The 16,375-nt window shown below is 57.5% G+C and carries 18 protein-coding genes; 10 read left to right on the top strand and 8 right to left on the bottom strand.

Features of this window, described 5'->3' with window-relative positions; all coding sequences use genetic code 11:
• Window positions 1–295: 295 nt before the first annotated feature.
• The 6 genes from DW870_RS06275 to DW870_RS06250 form a co-directional block, all read right to left on the bottom strand.
• Window positions 296–736: a MarR family winged helix-turn-helix transcriptional regulator gene (locus DW870_RS06275; protein ID WP_158550938.1), complete on the bottom strand. Its 441-nt coding sequence runs from the start codon at window positions 734–736 to the stop codon at window positions 296–298.
• Window positions 737–840: 104 nt separating this feature from the next.
• Window positions 841–1,167: a hypothetical protein gene (locus DW870_RS06270; RefSeq protein WP_089572607.1), complete on the bottom strand. Its 327-nt coding sequence runs from the start codon at window positions 1,165–1,167 to the stop codon at window positions 841–843.
• 195 nt (window positions 1,168–1,362) lie between these two features.
• Window positions 1,363–2,190 (bottom strand): PTS system mannose/fructose/sorbose family transporter subunit IID, encoded by an 828-nt coding sequence (locus tag DW870_RS06265; protein ID WP_117646152.1) that lies wholly within the window; start codon window positions 2,188–2,190, stop codon window positions 1,363–1,365.
• On the bottom strand, window positions 2,190–3,047 hold the full coding sequence (locus DW870_RS06260; RefSeq protein WP_089572605.1) for a PTS sugar transporter subunit IIC: 858 nt from the start codon (window positions 3,045–3,047) through the stop codon (window positions 2,190–2,192). Before DW870_RS06260 ends, DW870_RS06265 begins: the two co-directional genes overlap by 1 nt.
• 72 nt (window positions 3,048–3,119) lie before the next feature.
• Window positions 3,120–3,608: a PTS sugar transporter subunit IIB gene (locus DW870_RS06255; RefSeq protein WP_089572604.1), complete on the bottom strand. Its 489-nt coding sequence runs from the start codon at window positions 3,606–3,608 to the stop codon at window positions 3,120–3,122.
• 83 nt (window positions 3,609–3,691) lie between these two features.
• On the bottom strand, window positions 3,692–4,126 hold the full coding sequence (locus DW870_RS06250; protein ID WP_089572603.1) for a PTS sugar transporter subunit IIA: 435 nt from the start codon (window positions 4,124–4,126) through the stop codon (window positions 3,692–3,694).
• A 308-nt stretch (window positions 4,127–4,434) separates the two neighbouring features.
• Here DW870_RS06250 and DW870_RS06245 point away from each other — a divergent pair, with 308 nt between their 5' ends.
• Window positions 4,435–5,217 carry a GntR family transcriptional regulator gene (locus DW870_RS06245; protein WP_158551165.1) on the top strand — a complete coding sequence of 261 codons (783 nt, stop codon included), beginning with the start codon at window positions 4,435–4,437 and terminating at the stop codon, window positions 5,215–5,217.
• Window positions 5,218–5,291: 74 nt separating this feature from the next.
• On the opposite strand, the gene DW870_RS06240 is transcribed toward DW870_RS06245, so the two are convergent.
• Window positions 5,292–6,017 carry a DMT family transporter gene (locus tag DW870_RS06240; protein WP_117877220.1) on the bottom strand — a complete coding sequence of 242 codons (726 nt, stop codon included), beginning with the start codon at window positions 6,015–6,017 and terminating at the stop codon, window positions 5,292–5,294.
• Between the two features lie 120 nt (window positions 6,018–6,137).
• Here DW870_RS06240 and DW870_RS06235 point away from each other — a divergent pair, with 120 nt between their 5' ends.
• The 3 genes from DW870_RS06235 to DW870_RS06225 all read left to right on the top strand — a co-directional run bounded on the left by DW870_RS06235 (window position 6,138) and on the right by DW870_RS06225 (window position 9,483).
• Window positions 6,138–7,280, top strand: coding sequence for a YhcG family protein (locus DW870_RS06235; RefSeq protein ID WP_089572600.1), 1,143 nt, complete (start codon window positions 6,138–6,140; stop codon window positions 7,278–7,280).
• A gap of 203 nt (window positions 7,281–7,483) precedes the next feature.
• Entirely contained in the window at window positions 7,484–7,732 is a 249-nt protein-coding gene (locus DW870_RS06230; RefSeq protein WP_089572599.1) for a pilus assembly protein HicB, read from the top strand.
• A gap of 362 nt (window positions 7,733–8,094) precedes the next feature.
• Window positions 8,095–9,483 (top strand): glycoside hydrolase family 1 protein, encoded by a 1,389-nt coding sequence (locus tag DW870_RS06225; RefSeq protein WP_089572598.1) that lies wholly within the window; start codon window positions 8,095–8,097, stop codon window positions 9,481–9,483.
• Window positions 9,484–9,503: 20 nt separating this feature from the next.
• Here DW870_RS06225 and DW870_RS06220 read toward each other — a convergent pair whose 3' ends face one another.
• Window positions 9,504–10,325, bottom strand: coding sequence for a MurR/RpiR family transcriptional regulator (locus tag DW870_RS06220; protein ID WP_089572597.1), 822 nt, complete (start codon window positions 10,323–10,325; stop codon window positions 9,504–9,506).
• 288 nt (window positions 10,326–10,613) lie between these two features.
• Here DW870_RS06220 and DW870_RS06215 point away from each other — a divergent pair, with 288 nt between their 5' ends.
• The 6 genes from DW870_RS06215 (at window position 10,614) to DW870_RS06190 (ending at window position 16,023) form a co-directional block, all read left to right on the top strand.
• The gene (locus DW870_RS06215; RefSeq protein ID WP_089572596.1) at window positions 10,614–11,381 is read left to right on the top strand and encodes a ChbG/HpnK family deacetylase; all 768 of its coding nucleotides are present in this window, start codon (window positions 10,614–10,616) and stop codon (window positions 11,379–11,381) included.
• 154 nt (window positions 11,382–11,535) lie between these two features.
• The gene (locus tag DW870_RS06210; RefSeq protein WP_089572595.1) at window positions 11,536–12,828 is read left to right on the top strand and encodes a PTS sugar transporter subunit IIC; all 1,293 of its coding nucleotides are present in this window, start codon (window positions 11,536–11,538) and stop codon (window positions 12,826–12,828) included.
• Window positions 12,829–12,876: 48 nt separating this feature from the next.
• Window positions 12,877–13,173, top strand: a complete 297-nt coding sequence (locus DW870_RS06205; protein WP_089572594.1) for a PTS sugar transporter subunit IIB — start codon at window positions 12,877–12,879, stop codon at window positions 13,171–13,173.
• 2 nt (window positions 13,174–13,175) lie between these two features.
• Entirely contained in the window at window positions 13,176–13,517 is a 342-nt protein-coding gene (locus tag DW870_RS06200) for a PTS lactose/cellobiose transporter subunit IIA (RefSeq protein ID WP_089572593.1), read from the top strand.
• Window positions 13,518–13,602: 85 nt separating this feature from the next.
• A complete protein-coding gene (locus DW870_RS06195; RefSeq protein ID WP_089572592.1) occupies window positions 13,603–15,090 on the top strand; it encodes a glycoside hydrolase family 1 protein in 1,488 nt (495 codons plus the stop codon).
• 24 nt (window positions 15,091–15,114) lie between these two features.
• Window positions 15,115–16,023 carry an ROK family protein gene (locus DW870_RS06190; RefSeq protein ID WP_089572591.1) on the top strand — a complete coding sequence of 303 codons (909 nt, stop codon included), beginning with the start codon at window positions 15,115–15,117 and terminating at the stop codon, window positions 16,021–16,023.
• Window positions 16,024–16,375 lie beyond the last annotated feature (352 nt).

Here is a 16,375-nt window from a genome sequence, read left to right as displayed (position 1 = left end):
TGAGAGCGGTGACGCAGCGAATCCGCGACCCTTAACTACTGAGAGTAGTATAGCTGCTCCCGTCCCTGCGGTCTTTGTGGCGCTTCGCGGGCGGGCCAGGCTTTATCTGAACGACTTTGCGAAGCAACCGGAGTGAAGATAAAGCCTGGCCCGCCCGCGAAGCGCCCTGCGACCTACCGGGGATTGCCATGACGTACGTTGGCTGATTTGGTTTGGAATGAGATGTTGACGGTGGCTGATGGGCACAATTGGCCCGGATGCATTTCAAGATGCACCTAAATGTCTGTCTTTATCCTTATAGATTGTCCAGGTAGTCGTCGGCATCATAGGTAAGGCTGTAGGCTTTATTCAGGATGCGCACGAGCTCCTGGGCATCGTGCTCGCCGAGCGCTGAGAGTTGTTTCGAGAGCGATGCCACACTCTCGGCATTTTTTTTCGCCGCGAAATCACGGCCTTCCTCGGTAATGCTCACCAGCACACGCCGACGATCGTTTGGATCGGTCCTGCGCTGAACGTAACCCTTGCTCTCGAGTGAATCCAAGATATGCGACATGCGCGCACGGGAGAATTTCAGCTTCTTGGCAATCTCGGAGGGAATGACATCACCGTCAATACCCGATAGATACTGTAAAACCGGTGCCTCGCCCACACTGGCGCCGCCGGCAGCACTCAAGGATCCCTTGGCAAGGGAACGTGAGTACACAATCAGTTTTCGAGCGACGTCATCGTAATCCACTGGGGATATTGTCCTTTGCAACTCTAGAAGGGCCATAAAACCGTCATTTGCCGTACATTAGTTAACATTCGCAACAATTATTTATGATACCCCAACGCGGAAGTCTATTGCTCGTCCTTCTTGCGTCGCATAAGCTCCTCAACGTCGATACCCGCGGCCTCGAGCATGCGCTCGACATTCTTTTTGGCGTTGGTCGTGCCAACCTTAAGCACGATCGAAAGCGGAGTGCCCACCACCAGGCACACGATGCCCACGGGGACACCCCAGCCGGGGCCTCCCTGCATACCCCACATCCCCATCAAAAAGCCAATCGCCACGAGCGAATAGCCCAGGCGCAGCCAAACGTTGAGCCGCTGAATAGCATCGGTCTGCATCTTTGCCTCGCGGATCAAGTCGTCGCGCGAAAGGTCGTGTCCGTGTTTCTCGTGCATATGGTCCTCCTCGTGCAAAGTGTGCATCATGCGCAAGTCCATCGTTTATCGAATACGTCATCTTTCAAGAGCAATATAGCGGGTGTCGTGTAGGCGATGGAGGTCGCTGGCCATATTGCCCTTGAAGGGCGGCGTAAAATCAGAAGGCCGTGCGGTTGAGGCCGCACGGCCTTGCAGGGGGTCAAAGGATGATGACTAGTAGCTCAGCGCCGGATCGAAGAAGCCAATGAGAACGCCCACAAATGCGATCACAACGAGGATCAGCATCATGACGATGGGGTTGACCTTCTTCTTGGTCATCATGTACCAGCAGAAGATGATGAAGATCATGGGCAGCAGGTGCGGATAGATTCCGTCGAGCGTGTCCTGGAACTTGCCGCCACCGGGCAGCACCAGGTTGGGGCTGCAGGTGATGGAGACCCAGGTAGCACCGACTGCACCGATGACCATGGTACCGACCATCACGATGGAATCACGCAGAGCCTTGGCCTTGGGGCCGACCAGTGCCTCGACTGCCTTGCCGCCGAGCTCATAGCCCTGGTTGTAGGCAAAGCGCATGCCGAGGAACATGAGCAGGTTCCACACGACGATATAGAAGATAGCGCCGAGCGGGGAGCCGCCGGTCGAGAGACCGAGGGCGATACCGAGCAGGATTGGGATCAGGGTACCGACGATCAGCGAGTCGCCAAGGCCGGCGAGCGGGCCCATGAGGCCGGCGCGGATGCCGTTGATAGCGTCGTCATCGATGGCCTCGCCGTTTGCGCGAGCCTCCTCGAGGCCGGCGGTGACGCCGACGATCATGGTGCCGATCTGCGGCTCGGTGTTGAAGAACGCGGAGTAGGTCTGGAGGGCCTGCTTCTGCTCCTCGGGCGTGTCGTAGAGCTCCTCGACGATCGGAAGCATGGCGCACAGGTAACCGAAGGTCTGCATGTGCTCCTGCGAGAAGCAAGTCAGGTTGCCATAGGACCAGTTGCGGAACGACTTGGCAAGCGTTTTCTTAGAGAGTTTCTTCTTCTCTGCCATTAGATGTCCTCCTCTTCCTCATCATCGGAGCCCGAGGCGATAGCTGCCTTGGGAGCGTTTGCGAGGTCGATCTTGAGCGAAGCGATCTCATAGTTGATCAGGGCGAAGAAGCAGCCGATGCCGGCAGCGGCAATCAGGTTGCACCCCATGACAGCGGACAGGGTGAAGCCGAAGAAGAACGTGAGGAAGTCCGTGGGCTTAGAGATGACCTGCTTGAGCAGGATGGCGATACCGACGGTAGGCAGCAGCGAGCCGACGGTGAACAGCGTCTTCATCGCGATGCCGTCCATGGGCATGTAGGTCTTCATGAGGTCGACCATGGCGGTGCCGCCCATGGTGATGATGAACGTCGGGAGGAACGAGCAGACGATGTGACCAATCCAAGGCAGAACGTTGTTGACCAGGTAGAGCTTGTGGAGATCGCCCTTCTCGAGCCACTTCCACCCCATGCCCTGCCACACCAGGTTGATGGTGGCGGTGCCATAGAAGAGCACAGTGCCGAGCGTGCCGACGGCGGCACCGAGGGATGCGGCCATGCCGGCAGCCTCAGCGGAGGCGGGATCGATGCCCGAGTTCTTGATGGCGAGGATCGCCAGCGGGATACCGATATAGGACACGGCGCGGACGTCGGCGGAGACGGTTCCGCCGGGGGTCACGAGAGCGATGTAGACAACCTGGATGGCAGCGCCGACGAGGATGCCCGTCTGCATATCGCCCATGATGATGCCGACGATGAGGCCGGCGACCAGAGGACGACCCAGAGTGTAGTTGCCGATCGTCGTGCCGCCCATGCCAGGCAGTGATGCCAGGCAGGCGAACAGGCCGAACAGCGCGGCTTGGAATGCATTGATTGCCATGCTTTCCCCTTTCTTTATTCCTCAGCCCCTTTCACCAAGGGCTGTAGATACCAAAATGCGGCTGGCGCCTAACTAGAAGCCAAACTGACCGCGGAACTTGGGCCACTCACCGATGGACTTCTCCTTGATAAGGGCGAACTCGACCGTGTAGCCGGCGTTGGTGAGATCCTCGAGCGCCTGGGCCTCTTCCTGCGTGATCGACTGGTTGTTGCCGAGCTTGGTGGTGCCGGGACGATCGTTGCAGGGACCGACGATGATGCGGTCCATGCCGGGCTTAAAGCCAAAATCGACGAGAAGTTCCTTCATGTCGAGCGGGTTCTTGGTGATCAGGAAGTACTTGGTGTCGGACTTGAGAACCTTCTCGGAGACCTCCTTGAAGTGCTCCTTGGTCCACACGAACGTCTTCTTGCCCGAGGCACTCTTGTAGGCCTCCTTGAGCACGGGGTTGGACGCCGCGGCGTCGTTGACGGCGATAAGACCGTCGCAGGGATACTCGAGGGCCCAACGGGTAACGGTCTGTCCATGGATCATGCGGTCGTCAATGCGGATGAACGAAATCATACGTTCTCCCCTTTCCTTCATGAGGCCCGCGGTCGCGGCCTCTTCTTCCTAACGTTTGCAGCTAGATGAAACCTTGGTGCGGCCTAGATGTCGTCGTCCTCGTCGTCGGCGTCATCGGTCGGGACCACAAGCTCGGACATACCGTTCTTGCCCTCCTGCAGCATCATCTGCTTGAGGGAATCCAGGTCCATGGTGGCAAGCCCCATCATGGCGGTCATAGCCATGGGCAGGTTCATGCCGCCGAAGGCAATGGTGTGGGCGAGCAGGCCCTTCTCGGCCAGCGTGTTCATGGCATTGGTGAGCGGCGATCCGCCCAGGATGTCACCGAGCAGGACAACCTCGTCATCGGCGGTAACGGGAGCGAGCATCGCCTTGACGTTCTCGACATACTCGTCAGCGCCCATGCCGTCCACGAGACTCGTCGACAAGATGTTCGGGGCGTCATTGCCGAGCATCTTGAGGACACTGTGCAGTCCGGGAGCGAGCGTTCCGTGACTGACCATTACCAGATACCGCATGCGGTCTCCTCTCGACCTGCCGTGTGTCGCACGGCTTTGCTTTTTGCCGAGATTATTGTTGCGCCGGGGCATGTTCGGTACAAGAAAATAGTTGCGAACGGCAACTATTCATCGGTTAACGGTAGTAACTATTTTTGTGCCTAAATTATTTTTTCTTCCAATTTTTTTTAAAATAGCAGGTAGATTGCCTGGTAAATGTTTTATATTCCTTATGTACCATACATACCAGCAAGAATCGGGCCTGACATCACCGGTTTGTCCCGCAGTGTCAGACCATGTCACGTATGCTCACGACATGGAGGTACCCCATGGACATGATCTCGTTTCTCGCCTCCGAACCCTTCGATCGCAGCGGTGATACGCCGCTCTATGTCCAACTTAAGCATCGAATCGCCCTGCTTATCGCCAGCCAGGCGTTCGACACCAAGACGCCGCTGCCACGCGAGCTCGAAATCTGTGAGCGGCTGGAGTTATCGCGCGCGACCGTGCGCCGTTGCTTTCAGGATCTCGTCATCGAGGGGCGCGTGGTGCGCAAACGTGGGCAGGGCACGTTCATCAAACCCCAAACCTCAGCACCCGGCATCGACCTGGCCCTGAATTTCAGCGCGCGGATGCGCGAAGCGGGACGGGTTCCGAGCTCGCAGATTCTCGCCTTTTCAAGCATACCGGCCGTCCGCGGCATCGCCTCTGGGCTCAAAGTGCCCGAGGGGACACCCGTCTGGGAGATTCGCCGCCTGCGTCTCGCCAACGACAAACCCATGGAGCTCAACTACGTCTATATCCCCGTGTCACTTTGCCCCGAGCTCACACGCAAAGACGTGGATGGCTCGCTCTACGCCTATATCGCGGAAAAGACCGGCATCCTGCCCGCAAGCGTCGATGCCGTCTACGAGACGGTCAACCTCGACAAGCATGAGGCGCGCCTTTTGGGACAGAACACCGGTAAGGCGGCGATGCGCATCGTGCGTTCGACCTACGACAAGACGGGAACCCCGTTCGAGGTAGGCGTGCTCATCAGCTGCGACGGTCAGGCAAAGCTGCACGTGCACATCGCCGCCGACAAAACAACCTTCACCGCCACAGCCCAATAAATCCAAAACGTGGGCGCCGTCGTTCAAACGAACGACGGCGCCCACACTCAATTTTATTCAGCCCTAGTCATCGCTCAAAGCCCCTTCGGCTGCACCGTGTGCTGCCGAAGGGGCTTTGAGCGATGACTAGGGCTGATAAACTGGTAGCCGCTGAGCGCCACGGGGTCCTCGCGCTGGGAGTAGGCGTGGATGAGGGCAGACGAGACAGCGTAGGAGACAGCGGCAATAAGGATGAAGCCCTCGCCTGTGAGCGTGACGGCGCCGCCGCTATCGCCACCGGTGAGGTTGACGATAACGACTCCGGCAAAACCTATAGCGCAGCCGAGGACTTTGCGCGCAGTGAGCCGTTCTTGCCGGAACACGAGCGCTGCCATCAACACGCAGAGAAACGTGTTCATAGCGTTGACGATTGAGCCGCGCACACCCGAAGCGTTTGAAACGCCGATATAAAAGAAGGCGTACTGCACGATAGTTTGGGCAAGCGAGAGTCTGATAACGAGTGGCCATCCCGTGCGTGAGACGCGAGGCAAGCGACGTCTTGTTATGACTGCAGCGGCAAGTGCGATAGCGCCGGCAAGCATAAAGCGCACGCCAGCGAAGAGAAACTCCGATGGTACGTCGCCGTTTTGGATGCCGAGAAGCTCGTAGCCGATCTTGATGCAGGGGATCGCACTGCCCCAGAGCGCGCAGCAGATGAGGGCGAGCGCAGCTACGCACCATGTGCGCGTGAGAGGGTGGCGCGCGGAGTCGGCGTAAACATCGCAAGAGCTGGCGTCGAGTGCGGATGAGGGTTTGGACATACATCTCCCAAACGAGGCGAAGCAGAAAACGCCTCTATGGTACGCGCAATTTTGTGTCCGCACGCGTTGATAGCATAGAACGCGTCATGGAACACAAGTTCGTAAGAAGAGGAGGATGCCATGATGTCAGAGATTACGGGCTATCGTGAGGAAGTTCAGACCATCAAGACGGCGATATTGCGTGCGCAGTATGCTGCGGCGAAGAGCGCCAACGCTCAGCAGCTGCAGCTCTATTTCGCCGTGGGAGGCTACGTCTCCGCCAACACGCGCAATGGCACGTGGGGAACCAACGCGCTCAAAACCATCAGCGAACAATTGCGGAAGGAGCTGCCAGGACTCAGGGGCTTCTCCACAACAAGTCTCAAATATATGCGAATCTTCTTTGAAGCTTGGTCTGCTCCGGGCGATGAACAGGCGTTTCTCGATTCGTCACTCGTGAGTGACGAATCTTCAGACGGTGGCCTTCTGCAAATTCGTCACTTGCAAGTGCCGAATTCAAACACATGTTCTCTCGATGATTTTTTAGCGATTGGGTTTACCCATCATCGGTATATCCTTGCAGGTGCTAAGACCCTTGACGAGCGGCTCTTCTACATTCACAAGTGCGCATTTGAGCACTTAAGTGTGGAGGCGCTCAAACGCTCGCTGAAGGCGGATGACTTTCATCATCAAGGAGAGGTCTCCAACAACTTCCTCTCAACGCTGCCAAAGGGTCAGCAGGCGCTGCGCGCTATCGCCACGTTCAAGGACGAGTATCTGCTCGACTTTATCAATGTTGAGGAACTCGGGGTGCGCGATGCGGAGGATGTCGACGAGCGCGTGTTAGAGCAAGGCATCGTGCAGAATATCAAGCAGTTCATCATGACGTTCGGTCGAGCCTTCGCGTTTGTGGGAAACCAGTACCATCTCGACGCCTTTGGCATCGATCAGTACATCGACCTCCTGTTCTTCAACCGCGACCTCAACTGTTTAGTTGCAGTCGAGCTCAAGAGCGGCCCCTTCAAGCCGGCCTATCTCGGCCAGCTCTCTGGCTATCTACGCATCCTGGACGACTTTGAGCGTCGCGAGCACGAGAATCCCTCCATAGGCCTTGTGCTTTGCAAAGACATGGACAAGGGATTTGTTGACTATGTGATCCAAGACTTCACAAAACCCATGGGTGTGGCCACCTATAAGACGTCGAAGGATATGCCACGAGAGTTGCTCGATGCTCTGCCGCCCATCGATGACTTACGGATGTTGCTGGAGAGGTCTGATGGGTAGCGGTAGGAATTGTTCGGTGTTAGAAGCTTATTTCGCTTATGGCCTTGAGCTTTGCCGATGAGCATGGGGTGGGGAACGTATCAAGGCAGAGTTTGTCATGCAATGAGTATGACAAACTCTGCCTGGAGGAGAGGATACTTCCATGGCAATTGTCCACCGCAATGCTCTCAAGCATGGTTTGTCTGAGAGGGAGGTTCTAGATAATGACTGAGTACAAACTAGCTGATGGATCGGTCCTGACAGACGAAGATATCGAGCGCGAGAGCGTAGAGTTTGAGCAAGAGACTTGGACGGGTCGTCTTGAGCGCATCCATGTCAGGCCTGGCGTTGTTGCTGATGAGCCGCTTGTTGCAGTTACCGTGCGCTTTCCGGCATCCATGATGGTGGCAATCGACCGAAAGACGGGGGATCGATCCGATTTTATTCGGCGGGCCGTTTTCCCTGCGCTGTAGTAACGTTGCGTCTCCTAAATCGACCTTGGTTTCGTCGAGGAGGTAGATCTTGAGGATGAGGTGTCCTGCTTCGGTGAACCCGTTCTCGAAGACGGGCAGCACGCGCGACACGGACTACCGCGACCTCCTGACCTTCCGCGACGGGGAGTAGCGGCTTGGCGGTGTGCGGCGCCGGCACGTGACGGTGGCGGGCATGAGGCTTGGCCTTCGCGACGGCATGTTCTTTAGAGTTTGCGGTGCATGATGGCACGGCCGTTTTCAAATCGTGAAACATTGCCCGGGAATGAGTAACAGGCTTTGGTTCGTACATCCGTTATAACGGGAGTTGCAAGAAGTGACATCCGTGACGAGAGGTTGAACTCATGACTCAGCACCGGTTTCCCGAAGGTTTCCTCTGGGGTGCTTCCACCAGCGCTTTTCAGGTTGAGGGTGGGTATGATGAAGGAGGCAAAGGTCCGGCAACCACCGATCGCGGCCCGGGGCGTCCCGGCATCGCCGATAACAAGATCGCCTCGGACCACTATCATCACTGGCGTGAGGATGTCGACCTCATGGCCGAGCTCGGCATCAAGGTCTACCGGATGGGTTTCGCTTGGAGCCGCATCATGCCCGATGCCTCGGGGGATCCCAATCCTGAGGGCTTGGCGTTTTATGACCAGCTGATTGACTACCTGCTGGAGCGAGGGATCGAGCCCTTGGTCACCCTGTATCACTTCGAATGTCCGAGTGCGTTGGTCGAGGCCTTCGGCGGCTGGAAGAGCCGTAAGATGATCGACTTCTATGTGCGCTATGCCGAAATCTGCTTCACGCACTTCAAGGGGCGCGTCAAGCGCTGGGTTACCGTGAATGAACAGCTAATTGCGACCTCCGCGCCCAGCAACACGGGTGACACCGAAACCGATCCGCGCCAACAGCAGAAGAACGCCTACCAGATGAGCTATCATGTCGCTCTTGCCGAGCATCGCGCCATCGCGTGCCTGCGACAGATCGACCCCGATGCGCAGATCGGCCCCGTTGTCGCCATGCAGGTGGTCAACCCGCGGACGAGCGCTTCGGCGGATGTGCTTGCGGCCATGAACGCCGAGGAGATGATGCAGAACTACCTGCTCGACCTGAGTGTGCGCGGCGACATCTCGCCTTATGCGCGCTATTACCTGGAGCGCGAAGGTTTCTACCCTGTTGTTGAGTGCGGGGACCACGACATCCTGGTCGCGACGAGGCCCGATTTTCTTGGGGTGAACTACTATTTCAGCAATTGTGCGCATGAGCGCACGGAGCCCATCCGCTTCGACCGGTTCCCTCCGTGGTCGGGCGGGGATTTCGAACTCTGCGATAACCCTGCGATCGCGCCGACCGAGTGGATGTCGAACGGCATCGACCCCCTTGGGCTTCGCGTGGGCATGCGCAAGCTCTACGATCGCTACCAGCTTCCGATGATCGTCACGGAGAACGGCATGGCTCTTTCCGAGTCACTTGACGAGGAGAACAGGGTGCATGATGCCGTGCGCATCGAATACCTTTCACGACATTTGGGCGAGGTCGAGGAGCTCATTCGCGAAGGCTATCCCGTCTTCGGCTACTGCGTTTGGAGCCTCATGGATCTATGCTCAAGTCATCAGGGGTTCACTAAGCGCTACGGCCTTCTGTATGTCGATCGCACGGAAACCGATGCGAAGCAATGCGCTCGTTTCAGGAAGGACAGCTTCTTCTGGTATCAGGACGTGATTAGAGAAAACGGCTTGCCCTGCTGAGCGTCGGTGGTCCGACGAGATTACTCGCCAGTACCGGAATCGGCTCCATAACGCCTCAGGTATTCCATGACTATCAAGTCGATGGCGGCAAGCGCACCGAACTTGCCCGTGTCGATGTTGTTGGTCACTCCGCAGCTCAGTATGCAGGAGGCATGGTTCCAGTAGGCGCTTGAGGTGTTTTGTGTGATGGCGAGAAGACGACAGCCGGAGGCGGCGAGTGCGTTGACGATTTCTGGATAACGAATGGGGTATGTTCCCCCTATGCTGCAAATGATGGCGAGGCTGGATTTGGTGAGCGATTGCGCGCAGGCGAGCTGCGATGAATAATCGAGGTAAAGCTCGATGAGGCGGTTCATGATGGTGAGCCTGCTCTGGAAGTAGCGGCCCACGTCCCAGAGGAAGTGGTGGGAGAAGAACGCGACATGCCCGCTGTCGTGCAAATCATCGACAATGGCGGGCAGTTTCGCGATGTTTGCCGCCGAGATGGTCGTTTCGATATTGAGCAGGATCGCCTCCCGGTAGGATGCCAGAGCGCCTTCCGTGTCGTTTGACAGCTGTTCTACAAAGGCATGTGGAAACAACCCGGTTTTGAGGATGTCATGTTCAAGCTGGTTGCGCAGGTCCTTGAAATCAGCGAAACCCATAAACCGGCAGAATCGCGACACTGAAGCCTTCGAGACGAAGCACATGTCGGCGATTTCTCCAATCGAGAGCTCGCTCAGCTTGCTGTAGTTTTTCACCAGCGTGGTCGCTATCTCGTAGTTGGTGTCGTGCTGCATTGCGGTGTCGATGTAGTCAAGCAACCGTTCGGCAACCGATCCCATCGAGATGGATTTTTCCATGATGGCTGTCCCCTTTATGCTCAGTGGCCCGAATAAGAGGGCCTCATTTGACCAAACTATAGCTCAAACATGCCGGTATTCCTGCGGAGTTTCACGTTATGAAACTCGCGTAGCCATCTCGCAACCTTGTGGCACAGCATGTAACCGATTTTGGATATAGCCGGCGTCATACTTAATGCAAGAAGAGACGACGAAGCTTGCCGCCCCGCCGGAACACGGCATCGGCTCTACACAGGGCATCGCTTCGTTGCTTTGCCGCTCGACGAGATATCGGTTGAGGAGGATCGGATGAAGCGGTTATTGCTGCGCGCCGACGATTTAGGTTACAGCGACGGTGTTAATTGCGGGATAGCGGCCGCGGTCCAAGCGGGGCTCATTCGCTCGGTGGGCGTCATGACCAACATGCCGCTTGCAGAAAGCGGTTTGGCGCGCCTGCAAATCAAGGATCTCTGCTTGGGTCAGCACACCAATATCTGCACGGGTAGGCCCCTCAGCGATTCCTCGCTCATCTCGAGCATCGTTGACGATGATGGCAATTTCAAGCGGAGCTCAGCATATCGCGCCGCCGCGCGGGCTGGGGAGGACTTCGTGGTGCTTGACGAGGTCATTATCGAAATCGAGGCGCAGTATCGGCGATTCCTTGAGCTCGTCGGGCGTGAGCCCGATTACTTCGAGGGACATGCGGTCGCAAGCCCCATGTTCTTCCGCGGCCTTGAGATCGTTGCCGAGCGTCACGGCCTGCCCTATTTCGCGATGGGTGTTCCGGGCGAGCCAGTCACCTTTCGCTCGACGCCGGTGCTTTCCTATGTTCCCAAGGATTTCTCGTCATATGAAGCGGATCCCTTTGCGGCGCTTCGAGAGGCGCTTGAAACGACACCGGAAGGGATATGCCGTCTCATGGTGTTTCACCCAGGTTATATCGACGCGTACTTGCGAGATAACTCGACCATGCTCGAGGCCCGCATCCGGGAAGCCGCGATGCTTGTCGACCCTGATGTCGCCGCATGGCTTGCAGAGCAGGACGTGGGGCTCGTGACGTACGCGGACCTGACGTAAGCGTCCGCTGGGGCAATCTCGCCAATTCACGCTGAATGGCGTACTGCCTGAAGCACGTCGTTGTGATTTTGAAGAGAGGTGGATGCACTATCTAGAGGGGAAGATGCCGCACACGGGCATCGATAGAGTTCACTGCAAAGATTGGAGCTGAAACATGGCGGTATTCGACAAGATCCAAAACATAATGGATAAGACAATCGCACCTGTGGCAAGCAAGGTTGCTGACAGCAAGATGCTCGACGCCCTCATGGGCGGCATGATGTGCACGCTGCCCATGACCCTTGGCGTCTCGGTTATCGCGATTCTCATCAACTTCCCCATTCCGGGGTTCTCCGATTGGGTGGTTTCGAGCGGTCTCATGGCGACCGGCAACTCCATCCTCACCGTTACCATGAACATGATGGGTATATACATCTCCTTCTTCATCGGTTTGAGGTGGGGTAAGGTATGCGGCCTTAGCGGTTATACCGGTGGCATCGTGAGCGGCGCGGTGTTTTTGGCATTCATGCCGCAGCAATCGTTCGAGGATATTCCCATGGCGAGTTTCATCAACACGTCGTACATGGGATCGAACGGCATCTTCGTCGCCATTCTGCTTGGCCTGATCGTGCCGAAGGTGACAGCCATTTTGATGAGCAAGCTTGAAATCAAGCTCCCCGATATGGTTCCGCCCATGGTTGCAGACTCGCTGTCGCCGATGTTTGCCGCCATCGTGCTATTCACTGCGGTGTGGTTCGCCAAGTGGGGTCTTTCTTTCACCCCGTGGGGCAACCTGTTCGATATGATCAACACCTTGATCGGCACGCCGGTCACGATGGTCGGTGCCTCTCCTTTGGCCTATATCATCGTGTGCTCGCTGCAGTCGATCTTCTGGTTCTTCGGTGTCCACCCCAACGTGATGCTCAACTTCTACGCTCCGGTAATCATGGCTTGCAGCGCTGCTAACACCGAGGCCATCATCGCGGGCGAGGCACTGCCCTATGGCGCTTGGGCCGTCGTCGCGCTCGGCACCGCCATCGGTGGCCAGGCTAACGCCCTGGGCATCAGCATCTCGCTGCTCTTCACCAAGTCCGAGCGCTTCAAGGCGATTCGCGGCATCGCGCTTGTTCCGTCGCTTTTCAATATCTCCGAGCCGCTCATGTTCGGTCTGCCGGTCGTGCTGAATCCCACGTACTTCATCCCGTTCGTGCTGAACATCCCGGTCTGCGCCATCGTGGTCCAGGCGCTTTACGCCCTCGGTCTTGGGGCTGCGTTCAATCCCACGATTCAGCTTCCCTGGGTGCTTCCCCAGCCGGTCATCGCATTCATGCAGGGCGGCATCGGGTGCCTGGTGATCTCGGTTGCGGTTTTGGCGGTGTCGGTGCTCATGTATACCCCCTTCACCCTTATGGCTGATCGCCAGGCGTTGCGAGAGGAGCAGGCCGCTCTCGAGGAATCGGCCGCATAGGGATTTTCATATTCACACCATCATTTTCCATGAGGTTGGGAGCGTAGGATGAAACATATCGTACTTATGTGCGCCGCGGGCGCTTCGACGAGCATGCTGGTACAGCGCATGCAACAGGCGGCTGAAAAAGACGGTTTCGTGTGCACCATCGAGGCGCACCCTGTCAACCAAGCGGCGGAATATGCGGATAGCGACGTTATCCTGCTGGGACCGCAGGTTCGCTTTGAACTCAACAAGGTGAAGAATCAAGTGAACTGTCCGGTGGAGCCGATTGATATGACAGCGTATGGGACAATGAACGGCGAGGCCGTGCTCAAACAGGCTCGAAAGTTGCTGGGGGCATAGCCATGTCAGAGATCAAACAAGAAGCGATCGATCAGTTTGAAATGACGTGCTTCTCTATCGTCGCTCAGGTGGGGAGCGCGCGCAGCTGCTACCTCGAAGCGATAACCTGTGCCGAGAATGGTGATTTTGAGGCCGCCCGGAAACTTATCGACGAGGGCAACGTGGTGTTCAACGCAGGCCACGACGCTCACATGAAACTGCTTCAGCAAGAGGCCAGCGGCGAGGAGCTGCCGTTTCGCATCATCTTGCTGCATGCGGAGGATCAGCTCATGAGCGCTGAGGGCTTCCGTATCCTTGCCGAGCGCTTCATCACGGTCTATCAACGCATGGGTGCAAGCGCCTAACTGATTATCTGACGGGAAGCCGGGACTGCCATGCAGCCCGTCTTCCCGTTTCATGAAGATGTTTTCACGATCGAGGAGGTACCCAATGGCATTTCCGGAAGGTTTCCTGTGGGGTGGCGCCACCGCCGCCAACCAGTATGAGGGCGGCTGGGAAGAGGGCGGCAAAGGACCGAACACCTCGGACGCCATGACCAGCGGTAGCCATACGGTGTCACGGCAGATAACGTGGCGTAATACCGCGACAGGGGAAACCGGCGCGCTTCCCGTGTATGCGGTTTGCGAGGAGGGACTTCCTGAAGGGCTGGAGGTGGCGGTGGTTGATGGCTACTACTATCCCAGCCACACGGCCACCGACTTCTACCACCACTACGCCGAGGACATCGCCCTCATGGGCGAGATGGGCTTCAAGTGCTTCCGCCTGTCCATGAACTGGGCGCGCATCTTCCCCACGGGCGAGGAGGCTGAGCCCAACACCGAGGGTCTAGCGTTCTACGACGCCGTGTTTGACGAGTGCGCTAAGTACGGCATCGAACCGCTCGTGACGCTCTCGCACTACGAGACCCCGCTCGCGCTCGTGAACAAGTACGGCGGTTGGAAGAGCCGCGAGCTCATCGACCTGTTCGTGCGCTACGCCACCTGCGTCATGAAGCACTATCAGGGCAAGGTGAAGTACTGGCTCACCTTCAACGAGATCAACATGATGAGCATGGGGAGCTTCATGGCGGGCGGGCTTACGGATGGGAGCCCCCATGCGAAGGCCCAGGCGGCGCACAACCAGTTCGTGGCGTCTGCCCTTACGGTTCGGTCGGCGCACCAAATCTCCCCTAAGATCATGGTGGGTCAGATGCTCGCGTACAACCCCATCTACTCCTATTCCGCCGACCCCGCCGATCATCTGCTCGCCATGGAACGCGAGCGTGACGCGCTGTGGTATGCCGACGTGCAGGTGGGCGGCCACTATCCCGCCTATCGCTTGAGGGAGATGGAGCGCGCGGGCATCAAGCTGGAAATGGGCGAGAACGACCTCGAGCTTCTCGCAACCTATCCGGCAGATTTCCTGTCGTTCTCGTGCTACGGAGGCTCGACGGTATCGTTGCGCCAGAAGGAGCTCGAGGTCGCGTCCGGCAATCTCGCTTTCGGCATGGTGAAAAACCCCTACCTCGAGACCAACGCCTGGGGCTGGGCGACCGATCCGTACTGCCTGCGCATCGCCTTGAACGAGCTCTACGACCGCTATCACAAGCCGCTTTGGATCGTGGAGAACGGTATCGGCTGGAGCGACGAGGTGAAGGCCGACGGCTCCATCCATGACGGCTACCGCATCGACTACCTGCGCAAGAACATCCAGAGCATGGAGGATGCCGTGGAACTCGACGGCGTGGACCTCATGGGCTACACCATGTGGGGCTGCATCGACCTGGTCAGCGCCGGCACGGGCGAGATGCGCAAGCGCTACGGCTTCGTCTACGTCGACCGCGACGACGAGGGCAAGGGCACGCTCGCGCGCAGCCGCAAGGACAGCTTCTATTGGTACAAGAAGGTCATCGAGAGCAACGGCGAGGACCTGGACTAACCCTATGGGACAGGGGATAAGATTATGGACTGCTATTTCGGTATAGATGCGGGCGGCACTCAGGTGAAATGGGCGGTGGTGAACGCCGACTACCACATTGAGGAGCACGGAAGTATCCCAACATGCACCTCGCCCGCCGACCAGGTTATCGAAACGTTCCGCTCGGTGATCGAGCCCCATCGCGCCCGGGTGAGGGGTGTGGGAATAAGTATGCCCGGAGTCTTTTCCGAAGGCGATTCCGATGGCGTGGTTGGGGGAGGCGGCGCCCTTCACTGTTTGGACGGATATCCGCTCGGTCGCATCTTGCGCGAGAGCACGGGGCTTCCCGTAACCATCGAGAACGATGCGATGTGCGCGGCACTGGGAGAATATGCCGTCGGCGCGCTGAAGGGGGTCTCCCTGGGGTTGATGGTGGTGATCGGTACGGGTCTCGGCGGTGCCATCGTTGTTGACGGTCACATCTTGCGAGGCGCGCACAATCTCGCCGGCACCGTGTGCTTTGTGAGCAACGATGTGCGCAAGCCCGTGACCTTTGGGTCGGTGTACGGTGATGTCACCAGCTGGCGGGCGCTCCGAGACCAGGTGTGTGCGGCGAAGGGGATTGATCCGACCGATGATATCGACGGATATCGGATTTTCTCTTGGATTGAAGAGGGGGATGAGGACGCTCGTCGCGGTCTGGATGCATACGCGTTGGTCTTCGACAACATGCTGATGGGGTTGCAGTCGGTCATCGACCCTGAGGTCATCGTGGTCGGCGGCGGAATCAGCGCCCGTCCCGAGCTGTTTGAGGCATTTGAGCGCATGATGGATCAGGCTCACGTTCTTCCCATCATACCGAGGCCCTGCATCAAGCCAGCACAGAACGGCAACGATGCCAATTTGCTTGGCGCTGTGCGCACGCTGCGCCGCTCGCTTGGCGAGTGCGATTGATTGGCGGCTGGTGGCCCGACTCGCGGCCTCCTGTCCTAAAAAAAGAGTATGGGCTCCTTCGTTCATTCGAACGAAGGAGCCCACGTTTTGTAAGGGGCCTCCTGGCGAATTTTCATTCGCCAGGAGGCCTTTTGCTGTTGATCGAGAATGTCGCTGGACAGTTAGTTCAGATACGTATTTTTCAGAGGGTGTGTAAAGGCCGACCTGAGCCCGATTGGGCTGAATTTGACTTTCTGAACCGGTGGAGACGCTCATATAAGGGGGAGAAAGGTTGTCATGGGGCTCAAAGTGACTTCAAACCACTCTATTAGCGCCAAGAAGCACGGCCAAAAAATACGTATCTGAACTAACT

Origin of the sequence: Collinsella sp. AM38-1BH (assembly GCF_003467545.1) — a bacterium.
Classification (GTDB): domain Bacteria; phylum Actinomycetota; class Coriobacteriia; order Coriobacteriales; family Coriobacteriaceae; genus Collinsella.
This window is presented reverse-complemented; position numbering and strand designations above follow the sequence as displayed.